Annotated in this window: 16 protein-coding genes and 1 pseudogene; 6 read left to right on the plus strand and 11 right to left on the minus strand. The window is 61.5% G+C overall.

Annotated features, from left to right (window positions below; translation table 11 throughout):
* Window positions 1–41: 41 nt before the first annotated feature.
* From M1D43_RS12980 to M1D43_RS13010, 7 genes are all read right to left on the minus strand, one after another.
* Window positions 42–1,379, minus strand: coding sequence for a trimethylamine monooxygenase (locus tag M1D43_RS12980; protein ID WP_153313471.1), 1,338 nt, complete (start codon window positions 1,377–1,379; stop codon window positions 42–44).
* A 67-nt stretch (window positions 1,380–1,446) separates the two neighbouring features.
* Window positions 1,447–2,487 carry a heme-dependent oxidative N-demethylase family protein gene (locus M1D43_RS12985; RefSeq protein ID WP_010968354.1) on the minus strand — a complete coding sequence of 347 codons (1,041 nt, stop codon included), beginning with the start codon at window positions 2,485–2,487 and terminating at the stop codon, window positions 1,447–1,449.
* Window positions 2,488–2,595: 108 nt separating this feature from the next.
* A complete protein-coding gene (locus M1D43_RS12990; protein ID WP_318853524.1) occupies window positions 2,596–3,561 on the minus strand; it encodes a PDR/VanB family oxidoreductase in 966 nt (321 codons plus the stop codon).
* Window positions 3,558–4,163 (minus strand): dimethylamine monooxygenase subunit DmmA family protein, encoded by a 606-nt coding sequence (locus tag M1D43_RS12995; protein WP_127541453.1) that lies wholly within the window; start codon window positions 4,161–4,163, stop codon window positions 3,558–3,560. Before M1D43_RS12995 ends, M1D43_RS12990 begins: the two co-directional genes overlap by 4 nt.
* Window positions 4,164–4,173: 10 nt before the next feature.
* Complete coding sequence (locus M1D43_RS13000; RefSeq protein WP_003532509.1) at window positions 4,174–5,307, minus strand: aminomethyl transferase family protein; 1,134 nt, start codon at window positions 5,305–5,307, stop codon at window positions 4,174–4,176.
* 198 nt (window positions 5,308–5,505) lie between these two features.
* On the minus strand, window positions 5,506–6,390 hold the full coding sequence (gene purU / locus M1D43_RS13005) for a formyltetrahydrofolate deformylase (RefSeq protein WP_127597191.1): 885 nt from the start codon (window positions 6,388–6,390) through the stop codon (window positions 5,506–5,508).
* Between the two features lie 207 nt (window positions 6,391–6,597).
* Window positions 6,598–7,329 carry a helix-turn-helix domain-containing protein gene (locus M1D43_RS13010; protein ID WP_003532514.1) on the minus strand — a complete coding sequence of 244 codons (732 nt, stop codon included), beginning with the start codon at window positions 7,327–7,329 and terminating at the stop codon, window positions 6,598–6,600.
* A gap of 304 nt (window positions 7,330–7,633) precedes the next feature.
* Here M1D43_RS13010 and M1D43_RS13015 point away from each other — a divergent pair, with 304 nt between their 5' ends.
* The 6 genes and pseudogenes from M1D43_RS13015 to M1D43_RS13040 all read left to right on the plus strand — a co-directional run bounded on the left by M1D43_RS13015 (window position 7,634) and on the right by M1D43_RS13040 (window position 11,068).
* On the plus strand, window positions 7,634–7,951 hold the full coding sequence (locus tag M1D43_RS13015) for a hypothetical protein (protein ID WP_003532516.1): 318 nt from the start codon (window positions 7,634–7,636) through the stop codon (window positions 7,949–7,951).
* An 8-nt stretch (window positions 7,952–7,959) separates the two neighbouring features.
* Window positions 7,960–8,343, plus strand: a complete 384-nt coding sequence (locus M1D43_RS13020) for a hypothetical protein (protein ID WP_003532519.1) — start codon at window positions 7,960–7,962, stop codon at window positions 8,341–8,343.
* A gap of 13 nt (window positions 8,344–8,356) precedes the next feature.
* Window positions 8,357–8,518 carry a hypothetical protein gene (locus M1D43_RS13025; protein WP_003532521.1) on the plus strand — a complete coding sequence of 54 codons (162 nt, stop codon included), beginning with the start codon at window positions 8,357–8,359 and terminating at the stop codon, window positions 8,516–8,518.
* A gap of 14 nt (window positions 8,519–8,532) precedes the next feature.
* Window positions 8,533–9,930, plus strand: coding sequence for an APC family permease (locus M1D43_RS13030; protein ID WP_003532523.1), 1,398 nt, complete (start codon window positions 8,533–8,535; stop codon window positions 9,928–9,930).
* Between the two features lie 105 nt (window positions 9,931–10,035).
* Window positions 10,036–10,780 (plus strand): annotated as a pseudogene (locus M1D43_RS13035) (hypothetical protein).
* 24 nt (window positions 10,781–10,804) lie between these two features.
* Window positions 10,805–11,068: a hypothetical protein gene (locus M1D43_RS13040; RefSeq protein WP_003532527.1), complete on the plus strand. Its 264-nt coding sequence runs from the start codon at window positions 10,805–10,807 to the stop codon at window positions 11,066–11,068.
* A gap of 103 nt (window positions 11,069–11,171) precedes the next feature.
* Here the strand turns inward: M1D43_RS13040 and glnT are convergent, their stop codons facing one another.
* The 4 genes from glnT to M1D43_RS13060 form a co-directional block, all read right to left on the minus strand.
* Window positions 11,172–12,479 (minus strand): type III glutamate--ammonia ligase, encoded by a 1,308-nt coding sequence (gene glnT / locus M1D43_RS13045; protein ID WP_003532529.1) that lies wholly within the window; start codon window positions 12,477–12,479, stop codon window positions 11,172–11,174.
* Window positions 12,480–12,560: 81 nt separating this feature from the next.
* The gene (locus M1D43_RS13050) at window positions 12,561–13,889 is read right to left on the minus strand and encodes an FMN-binding glutamate synthase family protein (protein ID WP_010968347.1); all 1,329 of its coding nucleotides are present in this window, start codon (window positions 13,887–13,889) and stop codon (window positions 12,561–12,563) included.
* A 14-nt stretch (window positions 13,890–13,903) separates the two neighbouring features.
* On the minus strand, window positions 13,904–14,590 hold the full coding sequence (locus M1D43_RS13055; RefSeq protein WP_153313503.1) for a GltB/FmdC/FwdC-like GXGXG domain-containing protein: 687 nt from the start codon (window positions 14,588–14,590) through the stop codon (window positions 13,904–13,906).
* A gap of 37 nt (window positions 14,591–14,627) precedes the next feature.
* Window positions 14,628–15,533 carry a class II glutamine amidotransferase gene (locus M1D43_RS13060; protein ID WP_003536328.1) on the minus strand — a complete coding sequence of 302 codons (906 nt, stop codon included), beginning with the start codon at window positions 15,531–15,533 and terminating at the stop codon, window positions 14,628–14,630.
* Between the last annotated feature and the right edge of the window lie 6 nt (window positions 15,534–15,539).

Below are 15,539 nucleotides of genomic sequence, written 5' to 3' on the forward strand. Positions count from 1 at the left end.
CCTCCCACAGGTGGGAAGGGCATGCGCCGAGCCGAAGATCGTCAAGCGCGCAGATATTCCTCCAGGGAGTCGTCGAGCGCTTCCACCCAAGGCGTGTGATGCTTGGGCGACATATTGCCCGTCATCAGCGAACGATAGGCATTGTCGCGAAAACCCATGATGTTTTCCGCCTTGTGGTGCTCCCACTTCATGAAGGTCCGGTTGACCCCTTCGATATCGAAGCTCGGATAATCGGTTTCGGCCAGTAGCTCCTTCACATAGTCGCCCTGATACCAGATCATCTCCTCGGCATGCTCGAGCGTTTCCTCGCGGGCGCGCCACATGTCGAAATTGGCCTTCAGTTCCTCTTCCGGCGGCAGCGCGATGCGGCCCATCATGACGTCGCGCGCCCACCAGGCCTGCACGTCGAACATGTTGAAGGTATAGAACTGATCCTGCATACCGATGTAGAAAAGCTGCGGATTCTTGTCGAAGACCACGCCCTTGTAGAGATGGTCGGCCCAAAGGCGGTTGGCGGTCTTGAGCCTGAGTTCATCCGGCAGAAACGGAAAATGGTGCTGGTAGCCGGTGCACAGGATCAGCGCGTCCACTTCCTTCGTCGAGCCGTCCGCGAAATGAGCCGTCTTGTTTTCGAGCTTCGTCAGCAGCGGCCGTTCCTCGAAATTTTCCGGCCAGTTGAAGCCCATCGGCTTTGAGCGGTAGCTCGTCGTTACCGATTTCGCCCCATACTTCCAGCATTGCGAACCGATATCCTCGGCCGAGTAGCTCCGGCCGACGATGAGAACGTCCTTACCCTTGAATTCCAATGCATCGCGGAAATCGTGGGCGTGCAGAACGCGGCCGTTGAAGGTTTTCACGCCTTCGAAATAGGGGACGTGCGGTGTCGAGAAGTGGCCGCTCGCAACGACGACGTAGTCGAATTCCTCGTCATACATGCGGTCTTCGAGGCGGTTATGAGCGGTAACCGTGAATTTCTTCGTCTCTTCGTCGAAATGCACCATGCGCACCGGCGTATTGAAACGCACCCAGTCGCGCACATTCGCCTTCTCCACACGGCCCTTGATATAATCCCACAGCACCGCGCGCGGCGGGTAGGAGGCGATCGGCTTGCCGAAGTGCTCCTCGAAGGTGTAGTCCGCGAATTCCAGGCATTCCTTCGGACCGTTCGACCAGAGGTAGCGATACATGCTGCCATGCACCGGCTCTCCATATTCGTCCAGCCCGGTGCGCCAGGTATATTTCCACAGCCCTCCCCAATCGGACTGCTTTTCATAGCAGACGATCTCCGGAATCTCGGCACCCTTCTGGGCGGCCGACTGGAAGGCCCGCAACTGGGCGAGGCCCGATGGACCGGCACCGATGACGGCAACTCTTGTCATGACGCATTCCCCTTTTGCTTTTGTGAAGTTGCAATTGCATGCAGTCGTCTTGGCGCTGGAAACGGCGTCAATCCGGGAATGTGCCGGGACTGGTCGGCGCGCCGTCGTCGAATTTCGAAAGCCAGTCGATCGTCGTCTGGCGATAGCGCGTCAGGCCCTTGTAATCGATGAGCTCGGGCGGCAGCGTGCTGAGCACGCGCGGAAAGCGGCGCGCCCATTTAGGCACCGTCACGAGCTCGTTCATATTCATCAGATAGCAGCGGATGACGAAGAGGATGGCGTTCGAGCGCGGCAGGCGCCACAGGCTCTGCACCTCGACGCGCAGATGTACCTTCTCGCCGACGTTTTCCGGTGTGACCGTCGCGCGGTCCGGACCCCATTTATGGTAGTTTTCCGGGCTGGTATCGAGGCGCGGATTGATCGTCATCGTCCAGTTGAAACGGCGCGTAGGCTTGCCCTGCTGCAGATTCAGGAGGAATTTCAGCGCGCGGTCGAAGACGCCCATCTGATGGGCGAGCGGCACCGGGCCGTGCCATTCCATGAAGTTCATGCCGATGTCGAAATCGAGCGACCAGTCGGCCTGGGTCGTGACCATGCCGGCATCCATCCAGAGATTGCCGTCGCGCTGGTCTACGATGCAGAAATCCCCCTGCGCCTGGCGGGTGATGTATTCGAGCGGTTCATAGGGCAGCGTCGAGCGATCGCCGAAGGTGAAGGTGTCGTCGATGCCGAGCGGCCGGTTGATCCAGCGCCATTGATCGCCGTTCCTGATGAGCGTGAAATGTTCGGGGAAGCCGGCGGCCTGCTCCTCCATCAGAAGTTCCAGCGTATCCCATTGGGCCGTCATCATATGGGGCAACGCCTGGTAGCGCAGCGGGTCCTCTTTCAGGACCAGGGCCCGATCGTGCATCTCGGCGACGTAGTGCTCATCGACGTCGATCAGGCTTTCGAAGGCAGTGCCCTTCTGCCCCTTCACATGCGGTTCCATGTTGACCGCGTACATGTATTCGTCGCGGTCGAAGGGAAACGGAAAGCGCCGGATGTTTTCCGGACTGTTGCGATAGCTGAAATCGTCCCGGAACGTTTCCTGCTTGAAGGCGATTGCCATGCCCGTTCTCCTCCTGATCGGCCCGATGGATCGTTTTGTCGAACAATCCAAGTCTTTGAACTACGCATTTCTGGGCGGAAAACTGTTGGACGGTTTTCCTGGACGGCTCTAGAGGTCGAGATGCAAAGCCTTTCCCTCGAATCGGGAGACGCAGAGCATCACCTTTCGGCCGGAAGCCTTTTCTTCGTCGGTCAGATAGACGTCGTTGTGCAGCAGCTTGCCGTCGCAGAGGGCGACCATCGTTTCACACTGCCCGCAGGCACCGCCGCGACAGAGAAAGGGCGCATCGATTCCGGCCGCCTCGATCGCCTCCAGCATGCTCTCGTGATGACCGACATGGACGGTCTTGCCGGAGCGCGTCAGCTCGATCGAAAAGGGCTTGCCGGGCTGGGAGGACAGAAAGCGCTCGGAATGCAGGTTCTGCTCCGGCCAGCCAGCCTCCAGCCCGGTCTTGAGTACGCCGTCGATCATGCCCGCGGGACCGCAGACATAGAGATGCGTGCCGAGCGGCTGGCTGTCGAGCAAGCGGGCGACCGGAATGCGATTGTCTTCGGCATCGCAGTAGATCTTCACCCGATGCGGTCCGTAGCGGGCGACGAGGTCCTCGCAATATGCGCCGCGGTCGCGCGTTCGAATGGCATAATGCATTTCGAAACAGGCGCCTTCGCGGGCAAACTGCTCCATCATGGCGATGAAGGGCGTGATCCCGATGCCGCCGGCAATCAGCAGATGCTTTCGGCCGCGCCAATCCGGCTGAAACAGGTTAACGGGATGCGATACCCTCATTTCGTCGCCTTCGCGCACCTTCTCGTGCATGAAGGACGAGCCGCCGCGGGAATCCTCGACATGCAGCACGCTGATCTCGTACGCCGAGCAATCATATGGCGCCGACATCAGCGAATAGGCATTGCGCCGCACGTGACCATTGTCGTTCATCGAAACGATGACGTGGGCGCCACCGGAGAAATAGGGCATCGGCCGGCCGTCGAGGCGCTCGAAGCGAAATCGTTTGATGCGATGAGCGACCGGCGTCACGCGGGTCACTCGGACGGGAATTTCAGTACCACCGCTCACAGGAACAACTCCTCCGGATCAGGCGCGCTGCCGGGTTCCTCCGCATCGATATTGACGCCCTGGAAGGCGCCGAGGCGCCGCGAGTAATGGTCGCGTACGAGAAGCGGCAGACCGCAATGGCCGCAGGGAAAGGGGCTGTGGGTGACGTCCTCGGTGACGCCTTTGCAGTGGACACATTGCACGCGGCGCGCCAGCGAGCCGCGGTGTTCGGTGATGATCGAGGCATGGTCCATGCCGTGATCGAGCGCCACCATCATCGCCTGGCCGATGAAGCCCTCCGTGCCGGCGATATAAAGCCGCGTCCCCATATGGGCGTTCGTCAGCGTCCCCCTGAGGCGGAAGAGCAGCGTCGCGATCGTCGGGGCTGCGAAGAACATATCGGCGCCAAGCGCGCGCAGCGCCTCGTCGTTTCCCTTGCCCTGCGAGCCGCGCGCGACATAGAGGATCTCGCTGCGGGAAAGCGCCGTCTCGTCGAGTGCCGGCTTCCGGTCGAGGAGGGCATGGGCGCCCTCCCCTTCCAGTGCGAAGATGTGCCGCCGGGCGCGCGGCTGGATGGAAAGTCCCGTATAGACCGGACGGCTCTTAATGCCTTCGACAAGCATGGCCGCCTCCCTAGCCCACGGCCGTCCTCTTTTTCTTCTCCGGATCGTCGAAGGTCAGCGTGTGGGCGATCGCTCTGGCATTGAGGTTCTTGCCGTGCACCTCGAGCTTCGCGCCCTGGACGGCCTTGTCGACGTCCAAACGGGCAATCGCCATGGATCTCTTCGTCAGCGTCGAATAGCTCGGGCAGGTGATCACCCCGACCTTCTTGCCCTCGGCATAGACTTCGTCGCCGAGATCCGCTGGACCGTCGGCATCGATCAGCATGCCGAATATCTTGAAGCGTTCCCTGCCTTTCAGGCGCGCATGCTCCTCGGCACCGCGGAAGCCCGTCTTGCCGGGGCTGACCGTGAAATCGAGGCCGAGTTCCCAAAGGCTGTCGCCGGGCGGCTGGTCGGCGAAGGGATACATCTGCGAATTGTCGTAAGGATAAAAGAGCAGGTAGCTTTCGACCCGCAGCATGTCGAGCACGCTGAAACAGCAGGGGATGATGCCCGTCTCCTTGCCTTCCGCGACGATGCGATCCCAGATCATGACCGCATCCTGCCCGCGCACGAAGATTTCGTAGCCACGCTCTCCGGTATAGCCGGTGCGCGAGATCATGACGGGAGCGCCGAAGAGCGTCGTCTGCATGTGGTGGAAATATTTAAGGTCGCGGATGCCCGGCACATATTTTGCGAGATAGTCGACGGCAAGCGGGCCCTGCAGCGAAAGATCATGCAGGTCGTCGTCGAACAGGACTGCGCAGTTGCGGCCCGCAGCCTGCTTCACGATCTCCTCGTAGCCGGAGCCGGAGCCGTGGACCAGCATCCAGGAATTCGGACCGGTGCGGTACACGATGCAGTCGTCGGTGAAATGGCCGCGATCGTTCAGCATGCAGGCATAGACGGAGCGTCCGGGATAGATCTTCGTCATGTCGCGGGTGGTGATGTAGTCGAGCACGGCGATGGCATGCGGACCGACCAGGTGCACCTTCTTCAGGCCGGAAACGTCCATGATCCCGGCCTTCGTGCGGATCGCGACATGCTCTTCGGACATGTCCTTCTCGTAGGTCCAGGCGGTTCCCATGCCGCTCCAGTCCTCCAGTTTCGATCCGAGAGCGCGATGCCGATCCGCCAAGGCGGAGAAACGCCAAGATAAAGCCATTTCGTTCCCTCTTTTTTTCCCATACGGAATATTTATTTCCTGAATATATTCAGAATTCCGCGGGGAAGCAAGCCGGCCCGATTATTTTTGTCGCGCCGGTGCGGCAGCGATTCGCACGCGTTGGTGCGGCTTTCCGCTCTGACGAGATGGGCGGTAATGGCGGCGTTGGAGTAAGGCCGGTCTCGGCCTCGATCGGCCTCAGCCCATCCGTTCCGAGGCGTAGGAACCCGGGCTCGGCGGGAAGACGACGACGCGGTTGCCGTTGATGAAGCAGCGGTGATGGATATGGGCATGCACGGCGCGGGCCAGCACCTGGCTTTCGACGTCGCGGCCGATCGAGACGTAATCCTCGGCCGACTGCGCATGGGTGATGCGGGCGATATCCTGCTCGATGATCGGACCCTCGTCGAGATCGGCGGTGACGTAATGGGCCGTCGCGCCGATCAGCTTCACGCCGCGCTCATAGGCCTGCTTATAGGGGTTCGCCCCCTTGAACGACGGCAGGAAGGAGTGGTGGATGTTGATGATCTTCCCCGACATCTTCTTGCAGAGTGCATCGGAAAGCACCTGCATGTAGCGGGCAAGCACGATCAGTTCGGCGCCGGTCTGCTCGACGACGTCCATCAGCTGGGCTTCGGCCTTGGGCTTGTTCTCCTTCGTCACCTTGATGCAGTGGAAGGGGATGTCGTGGTTGACGACCACCTTCTGGTAGTCGAAGTGGTTGGAAACGACGCCGACGATATCGATCGGCAAGGCGCCGATCTTCCAGCGGTAGAGAAGATCGTTCAGGCAATGGCCGAAGCGCGACACCATGAGCAGCACCTTCATGCGCTCGGACTGTTCGTGGAGAGCCGTCTCCATCTCGAACTTCGAGGCGATCGGCTTCAGCCCTTCCTCGAGAGCCGCAAGGCCAACCCGCTCCTCCGAGATGAAGCTGGTGCGCATGAAGAACTTGCCGGTATCCAGATCGTCGAACTGCGAGCTGTCGGCAATATTGCAGCCCTGCTCGGCCAGATATCCCGATAGCGCCGCAACCACGCCGCGCGTTGACTTGCAGGACACGGTCAGAACGAAATTCTGCATGTTCATTTCTCTCCCCTCGCCGTTCGCGCGCACGGGTGTCGATCCCATCCCCGTTGTCGACGTCGCAAATTGCTACCAGAGCAGATCGACGAAATCAATCTACAGGAAAATATATTTCTCCTCAGGCAATTTTTTGCGTTCGGGGCGTGCCGGAAAACGGAGCGTGGGTGAGAAGAGATGAGGCAGAAGCGACGCTCTGCCGCGCGCTCAGTCCTCTCCGCGGCCGCGCGGATAGGAAATGATCGACAGATACCGGATCGGCAGCGTGGTCAGTTCTTCCGGCCCGTGCGGCGCGTCGGCGTCGAAGAACAGACTGTCCCCCGGAGTCATGCGGTAAAGATTGTTGCCATGCCGGTAAACCACCTCCCCTTCCAGCATGTAGAGGAACTCCAGACCATCGTGTTGAAACGTCGGAAAGACGTCCGAGTCTTCGGTCAGCGTGATGAGATAAGGCTCGACGACGACGCCGGAGGTGTTCGATCCGATATGGCCGAGGAGGTTGTACTGGTGGCCGGCGCGGGTGCCGCGCCGCTCGACGTCGACGCCTTCCCCCGCTTTGACGAACACGGCGCTATGCTCCTCCTCGAAACGGCGGAAGAAGGCGGTGATCGGCACGCCGAGCGCCCGCGACAGCGTCTGCAAAGTCGTGAGCGACGGCGATGTGTTGCCGTTCTCGATCTTCGACAGCATGCCGACCGAAATATCGGTCGCGGAGGCGACGTCGGCTACTGTGATGCCGAGCTTCTTGCGGAAGGCACGCACTTCATGGCCGATCGCGACTTCCAGCACCTTTTCACGGGTGTCGCGGATTGCATGCGGATCCTGGGTCAGCGTGACACGTGCCAACTCCGCCGCCGTCTTGCGCGCGCCGCCGGCGCTTGTCGCCGCCTTGCCGTTCTTCTTCGAGTTCCGGTGCTTTTCCGCGTTTTCCCTGCCCATGCCAATCTCGCTTTGTTTTTACTGATAGTAAATATTTCTGCGTGGTTCACAACGCTATACCCGCGTGGGCGAGGAAGTATTCCGCCCTGAGTAGAAGATCAACTCCCACTGCAGCCTATGCCTGCTCCGGCGATATGGTGCGCGTGAAGAGGCGTGGACAGCGTCACTTGACAGTGGTTTCGCTTTGCCTGACATTCCTGTTAGGCAAATATTTTTTCTAAGCAGAAAACGGCCGACTTCCCGCATCGAAATTACAAGGAACGAAAAACCACCCGGAGGAGGAAACATTGGAGGAGGAAAGCGAATGGAAGCGACACTAAGCAAGCTTGGCGAAGATGCGAGCTTCAGCCAGCGTATCGATGCAATGCACAGACGTGACCGCGTCTGCCTTACGGCCTTCGTCGTGGTCCTCTGGTGCACCCTGCTCTTCGCGCTGTTTACCGTTTGGCCCTACATCGCAACGCCCGCCATCGCCGTCATCCTGACGGTCGCCTGCGGCCTGGTGCTGCTCTTCAACACAGCCGCCATCGTTGCCATGCTGCGACATTACGAAGAAGACAAGCACTTCATCTACAGCCTCGATCTCAAGCATCTCGATGAGATGCGCCCGCAAAGCCGCTAGGAGGTATCATGGCATACGAACCTCCGAAACAGAGCTTTGCAGGCCAGATCTTCGACGTGATCACGTTGCTCGTGCTGACCATCGGAGCGCTCTACATACCGCTCTATCTCGGCCTTGCGGGCGCGGCCAAGGTGCCCGATCCGATCCCCGATCCGACCTGGGAAGCGCTCGGCCAGAACGCCACCGAGCAGCAGCAGTGGGCCGCGCTCGGCATCACCGATCCGGCGGCCGCCAACGACATCATCACCGCGCGCTTCGACTACAGCTTCAGCTGGGCCTCGCTCATCGTCATGGCCGTGCTCGTCATCGGCTATTTCGTGATGGTGGTCCGGCTTTCCGACAGGGAATACCGCGAAGTGATCGAAGAGCGCTTCGGCACGGAACGACACTAGGGAGGCGGCGGCCATGTGGGACATACTCGAATACGCGGCCTGGGCGCTTTCGGCGCTGTTCGGCGTGCTGATGCTCGCCGACCTCGTCCGCATCGACACCACTTACGACAACGAACTGCTGATCTCTTCTCGCGAAGGCGAGATCGAGGCGACGGCAGAGCGCCACGAGATCTGAGGGGAGGACGGCAAATGGACGATACTACATCCGCCGCACCCGAGCCGGACCGGCTGCGCCTGCTGAGGGTGCTGGGGCCTGCTCACGTCTGGGCACTCGGCGTCGGCATCGTGCTCGTCGGCGAATATATGGGCTGGAATTTCTCGGTGGGCAAAGGCGGCATGATCGCCGGCCTGATGGCCTGCTGGGTGGCCGGCCTGCTCTACACCTGCGTCGCCATGATCGACTCGGAAGTGACTTCGACGGTCGCCGCGGCCGGCGGCCAGTACGCTCAGGCCAAGCACATCGTCGGCCCGCTGATGGCCTTCAATGTCGGCCTCTTCCTTGTGATGGCCTATACCATGCTCGAAGCCGCCAACGCCATCACGGTCGGCTTCCTGCTCGATACCGTGGCCGGAATGCAGGGCCAGACCGGACTCAATCAGCAACCCTTCATCGTTCTCGCGATCATGTTCCTGGCGTGGCTCAACTATCGCGGCGTGCTCGCCACCCTGACCTTCAACCTGGTGATCACCGCCATCGCCTTCCTTGCGATCGTGGCGTTGTTCGTATCGGTGCAGTTCGGTGCCTCGGCGGTGCCGCTCGATTTTTCGGCCATCACCTCCGATCCGCTACCCTATGGCTGGGTGGGTATCGTGGCATCGCTGCATTTCGGGCTCTGGTACTATCTCGGCATCGAGGGTACCTGCCAGGCGGCCGAGGAGGTGCGCTCTCCTGCCCGCTCGCTTCCCTACGGCACGATGGCCGGCATCATGACGCTGCTGATCGCGGCGACCATGACCTGGTATATCTGCTCCGGCCTGATGCCGTGGGAATATCTTGGCCAGGCCGGCACGCCCTTGTTCGACGCCGCCCGCGTCACCGGCAGCACCGGACTGATGGTCCTGCTCTTCGTCGGCACGGCATTCGCCACGCTCGCCTCCGCCAACGGCTGCATCAACGACGCTTCCCGCGCCTGGTTCTCGATGAGCCGTGACCGTTATCTGCCAAGCTGGTTCGGTGCCGTCCATCCGGTCTACCGCACGCCCTATCGCGCGATCGTATTCCTGGTCCCGATCGCACTTATCTTCGCGCTCGGCGCCCCGCTCGACCAGGTCGTGACCTTCTCGATCCTGTCGGGTCTGCTCGGCTACACCTTCATGACCTTCAACATGGTGATGTTCCGAAACAAGTGGCCGCTCGGCAGGATCAAGCGCGGCTACGTGCACCCGTTTCATCCTTTACCGACGGTCGTGCTGCTCATTCTGTGCTCGACCGCCTATTTCGCCGTGTTCCTGGGCTACGGCACGCAGCTCAGCGCGATGATGTGCTTCTACATCGTGGCTTCGCTGTGGTTTCACTTCCGGCGCTACAAGTTCGTACGCCGCGGCGATCAGTTCACGATGCCGTGGCCAAAGCCACACGGCTATTGATCGGTTGGAGCGCGCCGCCCGTTTCGGATCGCGCGCTCCGGCTGCTTCTGAAACTGTCCGGAGCGCTTCCCGCGCAGAAGCCGCCGACCAAGCCAGGGCGATCGTATGATCACCACAATTGCCTTCTCTGCCTTCGCAATAGCTTCCGGCATATGGATGAGCGTTCGCGCGGTCCGCGACCACCGGGCCGCCATTGCCGAGCGCCGCGGCCTTCTGGACGACGCGGCGCAGCATTTTCCCGACGCCCGTATAACTCACGGCGCAGATCATTTTCCGATCCTCGCCGGCAGGCTGGACGACGGGCGGCAGGTAAGGGTCGAACTCGTCCCCGACACGCTGGTCTGCCGCCGATTGCCGCAACTGTGGCTGAAGCTCACTTTGCTTGAAACGAGCCCCTGTGCCAGGCCCAAGATCGGTGCGCTGGCGCGGCCGACCGGCGCCGAATTCTACTCGCTCGTGCACGAGATGCCGCATCTGTTGATCCCGCCGCCCAGCGAGGCCGCCCTCCTGATGCGCGGCGACGGCAACGCTTCGCGCCGGCAGGTCGAACGCGCCGCGGCCATGTTCGCCAAGCTGTTTGCCGATCCCACGCTCAAGGAGGCCGCGATCACTCCACGCGGCGTGCGGCTGGTCCGCCAGGCGGCGCAGGGGCAACGCGGCGCCCATCTGCTGTTGCGGCAGGCGCACTTTTCAATCACGGCCATTGCGCCCGAGGTGATACGCCGGACGATCGCCGAAGCAGAGGCCCTGAGCGGATGGCTGGCGGACGATGAGCCCGCTTATTCGCTGCCGCCGTCGGCGGGGGCATTTCCAGGAAGTATTCAGCGGTTTTCGGACCGGGAGTGCGTAGTTTCGAATTGCTGAGGAGGTCGCCGTGGCCAAGCCGATCAATCCCTATCTGGTGCTGATGCTGGCTGCGGTGTTGCCTGGGGCCGGCCATGTCGCCTTGCGCGACGCGGCTCGGGGCTTGGCCTTTGCCTTTTTCGTCGTATTCTTTTCGGTGATCACCTACATGACGGCGCCACCGGACCGTTCCTTCATCGGACGGCATGCAGGCGGCATTTTCGTCTGGGCCCTGTCGATCCCCGACGCCTACCGCCGTGCGCGCATCCGTACGGTCATGGCCCGGAAGAGCTGAAGGGACGTTAAGTTCCTCACGTGCCGCTCACGCCGCGATCGACGTCAAAAATCCCCGTGCCGAGGCACGGGGATGGCCGCAAGGCTCCTGTGGCGATTCTAGTCTACACGTCGAGTGTGGTTTGGTGTTCCCATTCGGTGAATTGCGAACAATAGGTGTTCCACTCGCCTTGCTTGAGTTTCAGATAGGCCGCGGAGAACTCTCGTCCCAAGGCCTCCTGCAGCTCCTCGTCCCGATTGTATTCCCGCAATGCGTCGAGCAGGTTCAGCGGAAGCTTCGGTGCATCGGTTACCTTGTGGCCGTCCTTGTACATGTCGATGTCGTAGTGACGGCCGGGATCGGCTTTGGAGCGAACGCCCGAAAGGCCGGCCGCAATGATGATCGCCTGCAGGAGATAGGGATTGACGGCGCCGTCCGGCAGGCGCAGCTCGAAACGGCCGGGGCCGGGAACGCGCACCATGTGGGTGCGGTTGTTGCCGGTCCAGGTCACCGAATTCGGCGCCCAGGTCGCGCCGGAGATCGTGCGCGGCGCGTTGATGCGCTTGTAGGAGTTGACCGTCGGATTGGTGACCGCGGCGAGCGCGCTTGCATGTTTCATGATGCCGCCCAGGAAGTGGCGTCCCTCGGCTGAAAGGCCGAACTCCGCCTTGTTGTCGGCAAAGGCATTCACCTCGCCCGCCAGATCCCAGACCGAAATGTGGCAATGGCAACCGTTGCCCGTCAGACCCTTGAACGGCTTCGGCATGAAGGTCGCGCGCAGCCCGTGCTTCTCGGCGATCGACTTCACCATGAACTTGAAGAAGGAGTGCTTGTCGGCGGTCCGGAGCGCGTCGTCATACTCCCAGTTCATCTCGAACTGGCCGTTCGCATCCTCATGGTCGTTCTGGTAGGGCTTCCATCCGAGTTCGAGCATGTAGTCGCAGATCTCGGCGATCACGTCGTAGCGGCGCATGATCGCCTGCTGGTCATAGCAAGGCTTTTCCGCCGTATCGAACGTGTCGGAAATCTTCGATCCATCCGGCGAGATCAGAAAGAACTCCGGTTCGACGCCGGTCTTGACGCGAAGCCCTTCCTGGGCCGCCTCGGCGACGAGCTTCTTCAGCACCACGCGCGGTGCCTGTTCCACGGGCGCGTCGTCCATGATGCAGTCTGCCGCCACCCAGGCGACGTCCTTCTTCCAGGGGAGCTGGATGACCGCGGACGCATCCGGGAGAGCGAAGAGATCGGGATGCGCAGGCGTGAGATCGAACCAGGTGGCAAAGCCTGCGAAGCCCGCGCCGCCCTTCTGCATGTCGGCGATCGCTTCCGCGGGAACCAGTTTGGCGCGCTGCCCGCCGAAGAGATCGGTGTAGCTGATCATGAAATATTTGACGCCCTTTTCGCGGGCGAATGTGGAGAGATCCAGTGTCACTTCGTTCCCCTTTTGGATTCCGACACTCAATTTCAAAAGAAAGGGCCGCACCCTCTCAAGTGCGGCCCGTCATCCTTTCATTCAAAAGGTACCTTTGCCAGGATACCAGCTCGTTCCCGCGAGCGGCACCTGCGCCATGGCTGCGGCTTCCATCGTCAGCGCGCACAGATCCTCCGGCTCGAGATTGTGGAGGTGGTTCTTGCCGCAGGCACGGGCGATGGTCTGTGCTTCGAGCGTCATCACCTTCAGATAGTTGGCCAGCCGCCGGCCGGCGGCGACCGGGTCGAGGCGCTTCATCAGTTCGGGGTCCTGCGTCGTGATGCCGGCGGGGTCCTTGCCCTCGTGCCAGTCGTCATAGGCGCCGGCCGTCGTGCCGAGCTTCTGGTATTCTTCTTCCCAGTGCGGGTCGTTGTCGCCGATGGCGACCAAGGCCGCGGTACCGATGGCCACCGCGTCGGCTCCAAGCGCCAGCGCCTTGGCGACGTCCGCGCCGGAGCGGATACCACCGGACACGACGAGCTGTACCTTGCGATGCATGCCGAGATCCTGCAGCGCCTGGACGGCTGGCCGAATGCAGGCAAGCGTCGGCATGCCGACATTCTCGATGAAGACGTCCTGCGTCGCCGCGGTCCCGCCCTGCATGCCGTCGAGCACGACGACATCCGCACCGGCCTTGACCGCGAGCGCCGTGTCGTAATAGGGCCGCGCGCCGCCGACCTTGACGTAGATCGGCTTCTCCCAGTCGGTGATCTCGCGCAGTTCGAGGATTTTGATCTCGAGGTCGTCCGGCCCGGTCCAATCCGGGTGACGGCAGGCCGAACGTTGGTCGATGCCCTTCGGCAGGTTGCGCATGTTGGCGACCCTGTCGGAGATCTTTTGGCCGAGCAGCATGCCGCCGCCACCGGGCTTGGCTCCTTGCCCGACCACCACCTCGATCGCATCCGCGCGGCGCAGGTCCTTCGGGTTCATGCCGTAACGCGACGGCAGGTACTGATACACGAGCGTCTGAGAGTGACCGCGCTCCTCATCCGTCATACCGCCGTCGCCGGTGGTGGTCGAGGTTCCCGAAGCCGTCGCACCGCGTCCGAGTGCTTCCTTGGCGGGACCGGAGAGTGCTCCGAAGCTCATGCCGGCGATGGTGATCGGAATCTTCAGATGGATCGGCTTCTTCGCGAAGCGCGTTCCCAGAACGACGGAGGTGTCGCATTTCTCGCGGTAGCCTTCGAGCGGATAGCGCGAGATCGATGCGCCGAGAAAGAGAAGGTCGTCGAAATGCGGAACCTTGCGCTTGGTGCCGGCGCCTCTGATATCATAAATGCCGGTCGCCGCCGCACGGCGGATTTCCGCAAGCGTATAGTCGTCGAAAGTCGCGGACTTGCGCGGCGGGGTATAGGGGTTGTGATAGCTCATACTGGTCCCTGCCTTTAATACGCGTCTGCGTTGTCGATGTTGAAATTGTAGAGCTTGCGTGCCGAGCCGTAGCGCTTGAACTCTTCCGGCCGGACATCCTTGACATCGGCCTTCTCCAGGAGCTCGGCCAGCTTTTGCAGGTGCTCCGTACGCATCTCCTTCTCGATGCAGTCGGCGCCGAGACTCTTGACCGTGCCGCGTACGAAGAGCTTGGCCTCGTAGAGGCTGTCACCCAGGGCATCGCCCGCATCGCCGAGCACGACGAGGTGGCCCGACTGGCCCATGAAAGCCGACATATGACCGATATTTCCGTGGACGACGATATCGATGCCTTTCATCGAGATGCCGCAGCGCGACGCCGCATTGCCCTTAATGACGAGCAGGCCGCCGCGTCCGGTAGCGCCCGCATACTGGCTGGCATCGCCTTCGATCACGACTTTGCCGGACATCATGTTTTCCGCAACGCCCGGTCCTGCCGAGCCGTGAACCGTGACCGTTCCGCCATCGTTCATGCCGGCGCAATAGTAGCCGACGGAGCCGTTCACATCGACCACGACGGGACCGTCGATCCCGACGGCGACCGCATGGCTGCCACGAGGATTGGCGACTTCGTAGGACAGATCGTTCGAGCCCTGCTGAATATTATGCAAGGACCTATTGAATTCACGCAGCGGCGTGGTGGCGAGATCAATAACAGGCATACTTGAAAATTCCTTGGAAAGGGGCCGAGATTACCCGTCAGGCGGCCTTCTGATGATCCCAGAAGTATACGGTCGCGGGCTCCGGCTCCCAGATGCGCGCGCTCTCGATATCCGGCAGGTTGACCAGCGCCCGGTATTCGGAACCGAATGCGACATAGCGATCCGTTTCGGCCATGACCGCCGGCTTGCACGCGATCGGGTCGCGCACGACGCCGAAGCCCGACTTGGTGCCGACGACGAAGGTAAAGAAGCCGTCGAGGTCGTCGAGCGCGCCGGTCAGGGCCTGTCCGAGATCCTTGCCCTTGGCCATTTCCGCCGTCAGGTACGCGGCAGCAACCTCGGTGTCGTTCTGCGTCTCGAAGGCAATGCCTTCACGGATCAGTTCCCGGCGCAGATTGTTGTGGTTCGACAACGATCCGTTATGCACGAGGCACTGATCCGACCCGGTGGAAAACGGGTGCGCGCCAAGTGTGGTCACGGCCGATTCCGTAGCCATGCGGGTATGGCCGATGCCATGCGAACCGCCCATCGAGCGTACATCGAACCGTGCGACGACATCCTTCGGCAGGCCGACTTCCTTGTAGATCTCGACGCTGTCGCCGGCACCCATGATGCGTACATCCGGACGGATGGCGGCGAGAACGGCACGGACATCCGCGAGCCTGGCAGCTGCGATCGCAACGACCGCATGAGTGCTCTTGACGGCAACGCGTGCCGGCACGCCTGCTTCAGCGAGGTCCCGTTCAAGGTCTGCGAAGTCGATCTCGGGCTTCGCAGACTGGATCGTCACCTTCGCCTTCCCCTCGGTAGCCGAGCCGTAAATGGCCAGCCCGGCCGAGTCCGGACCACGGTCCGTCATGGTGATCAACATGTCCGAAAGAAGCTGGCCAAGCTGCGGCTCGAGCCTGCTGTCTTTCAGAAACAAACCAACAATGCCGCACATTCGCGT

This window comes from Ensifer sp. R1-3 (assembly GCF_056739175.1).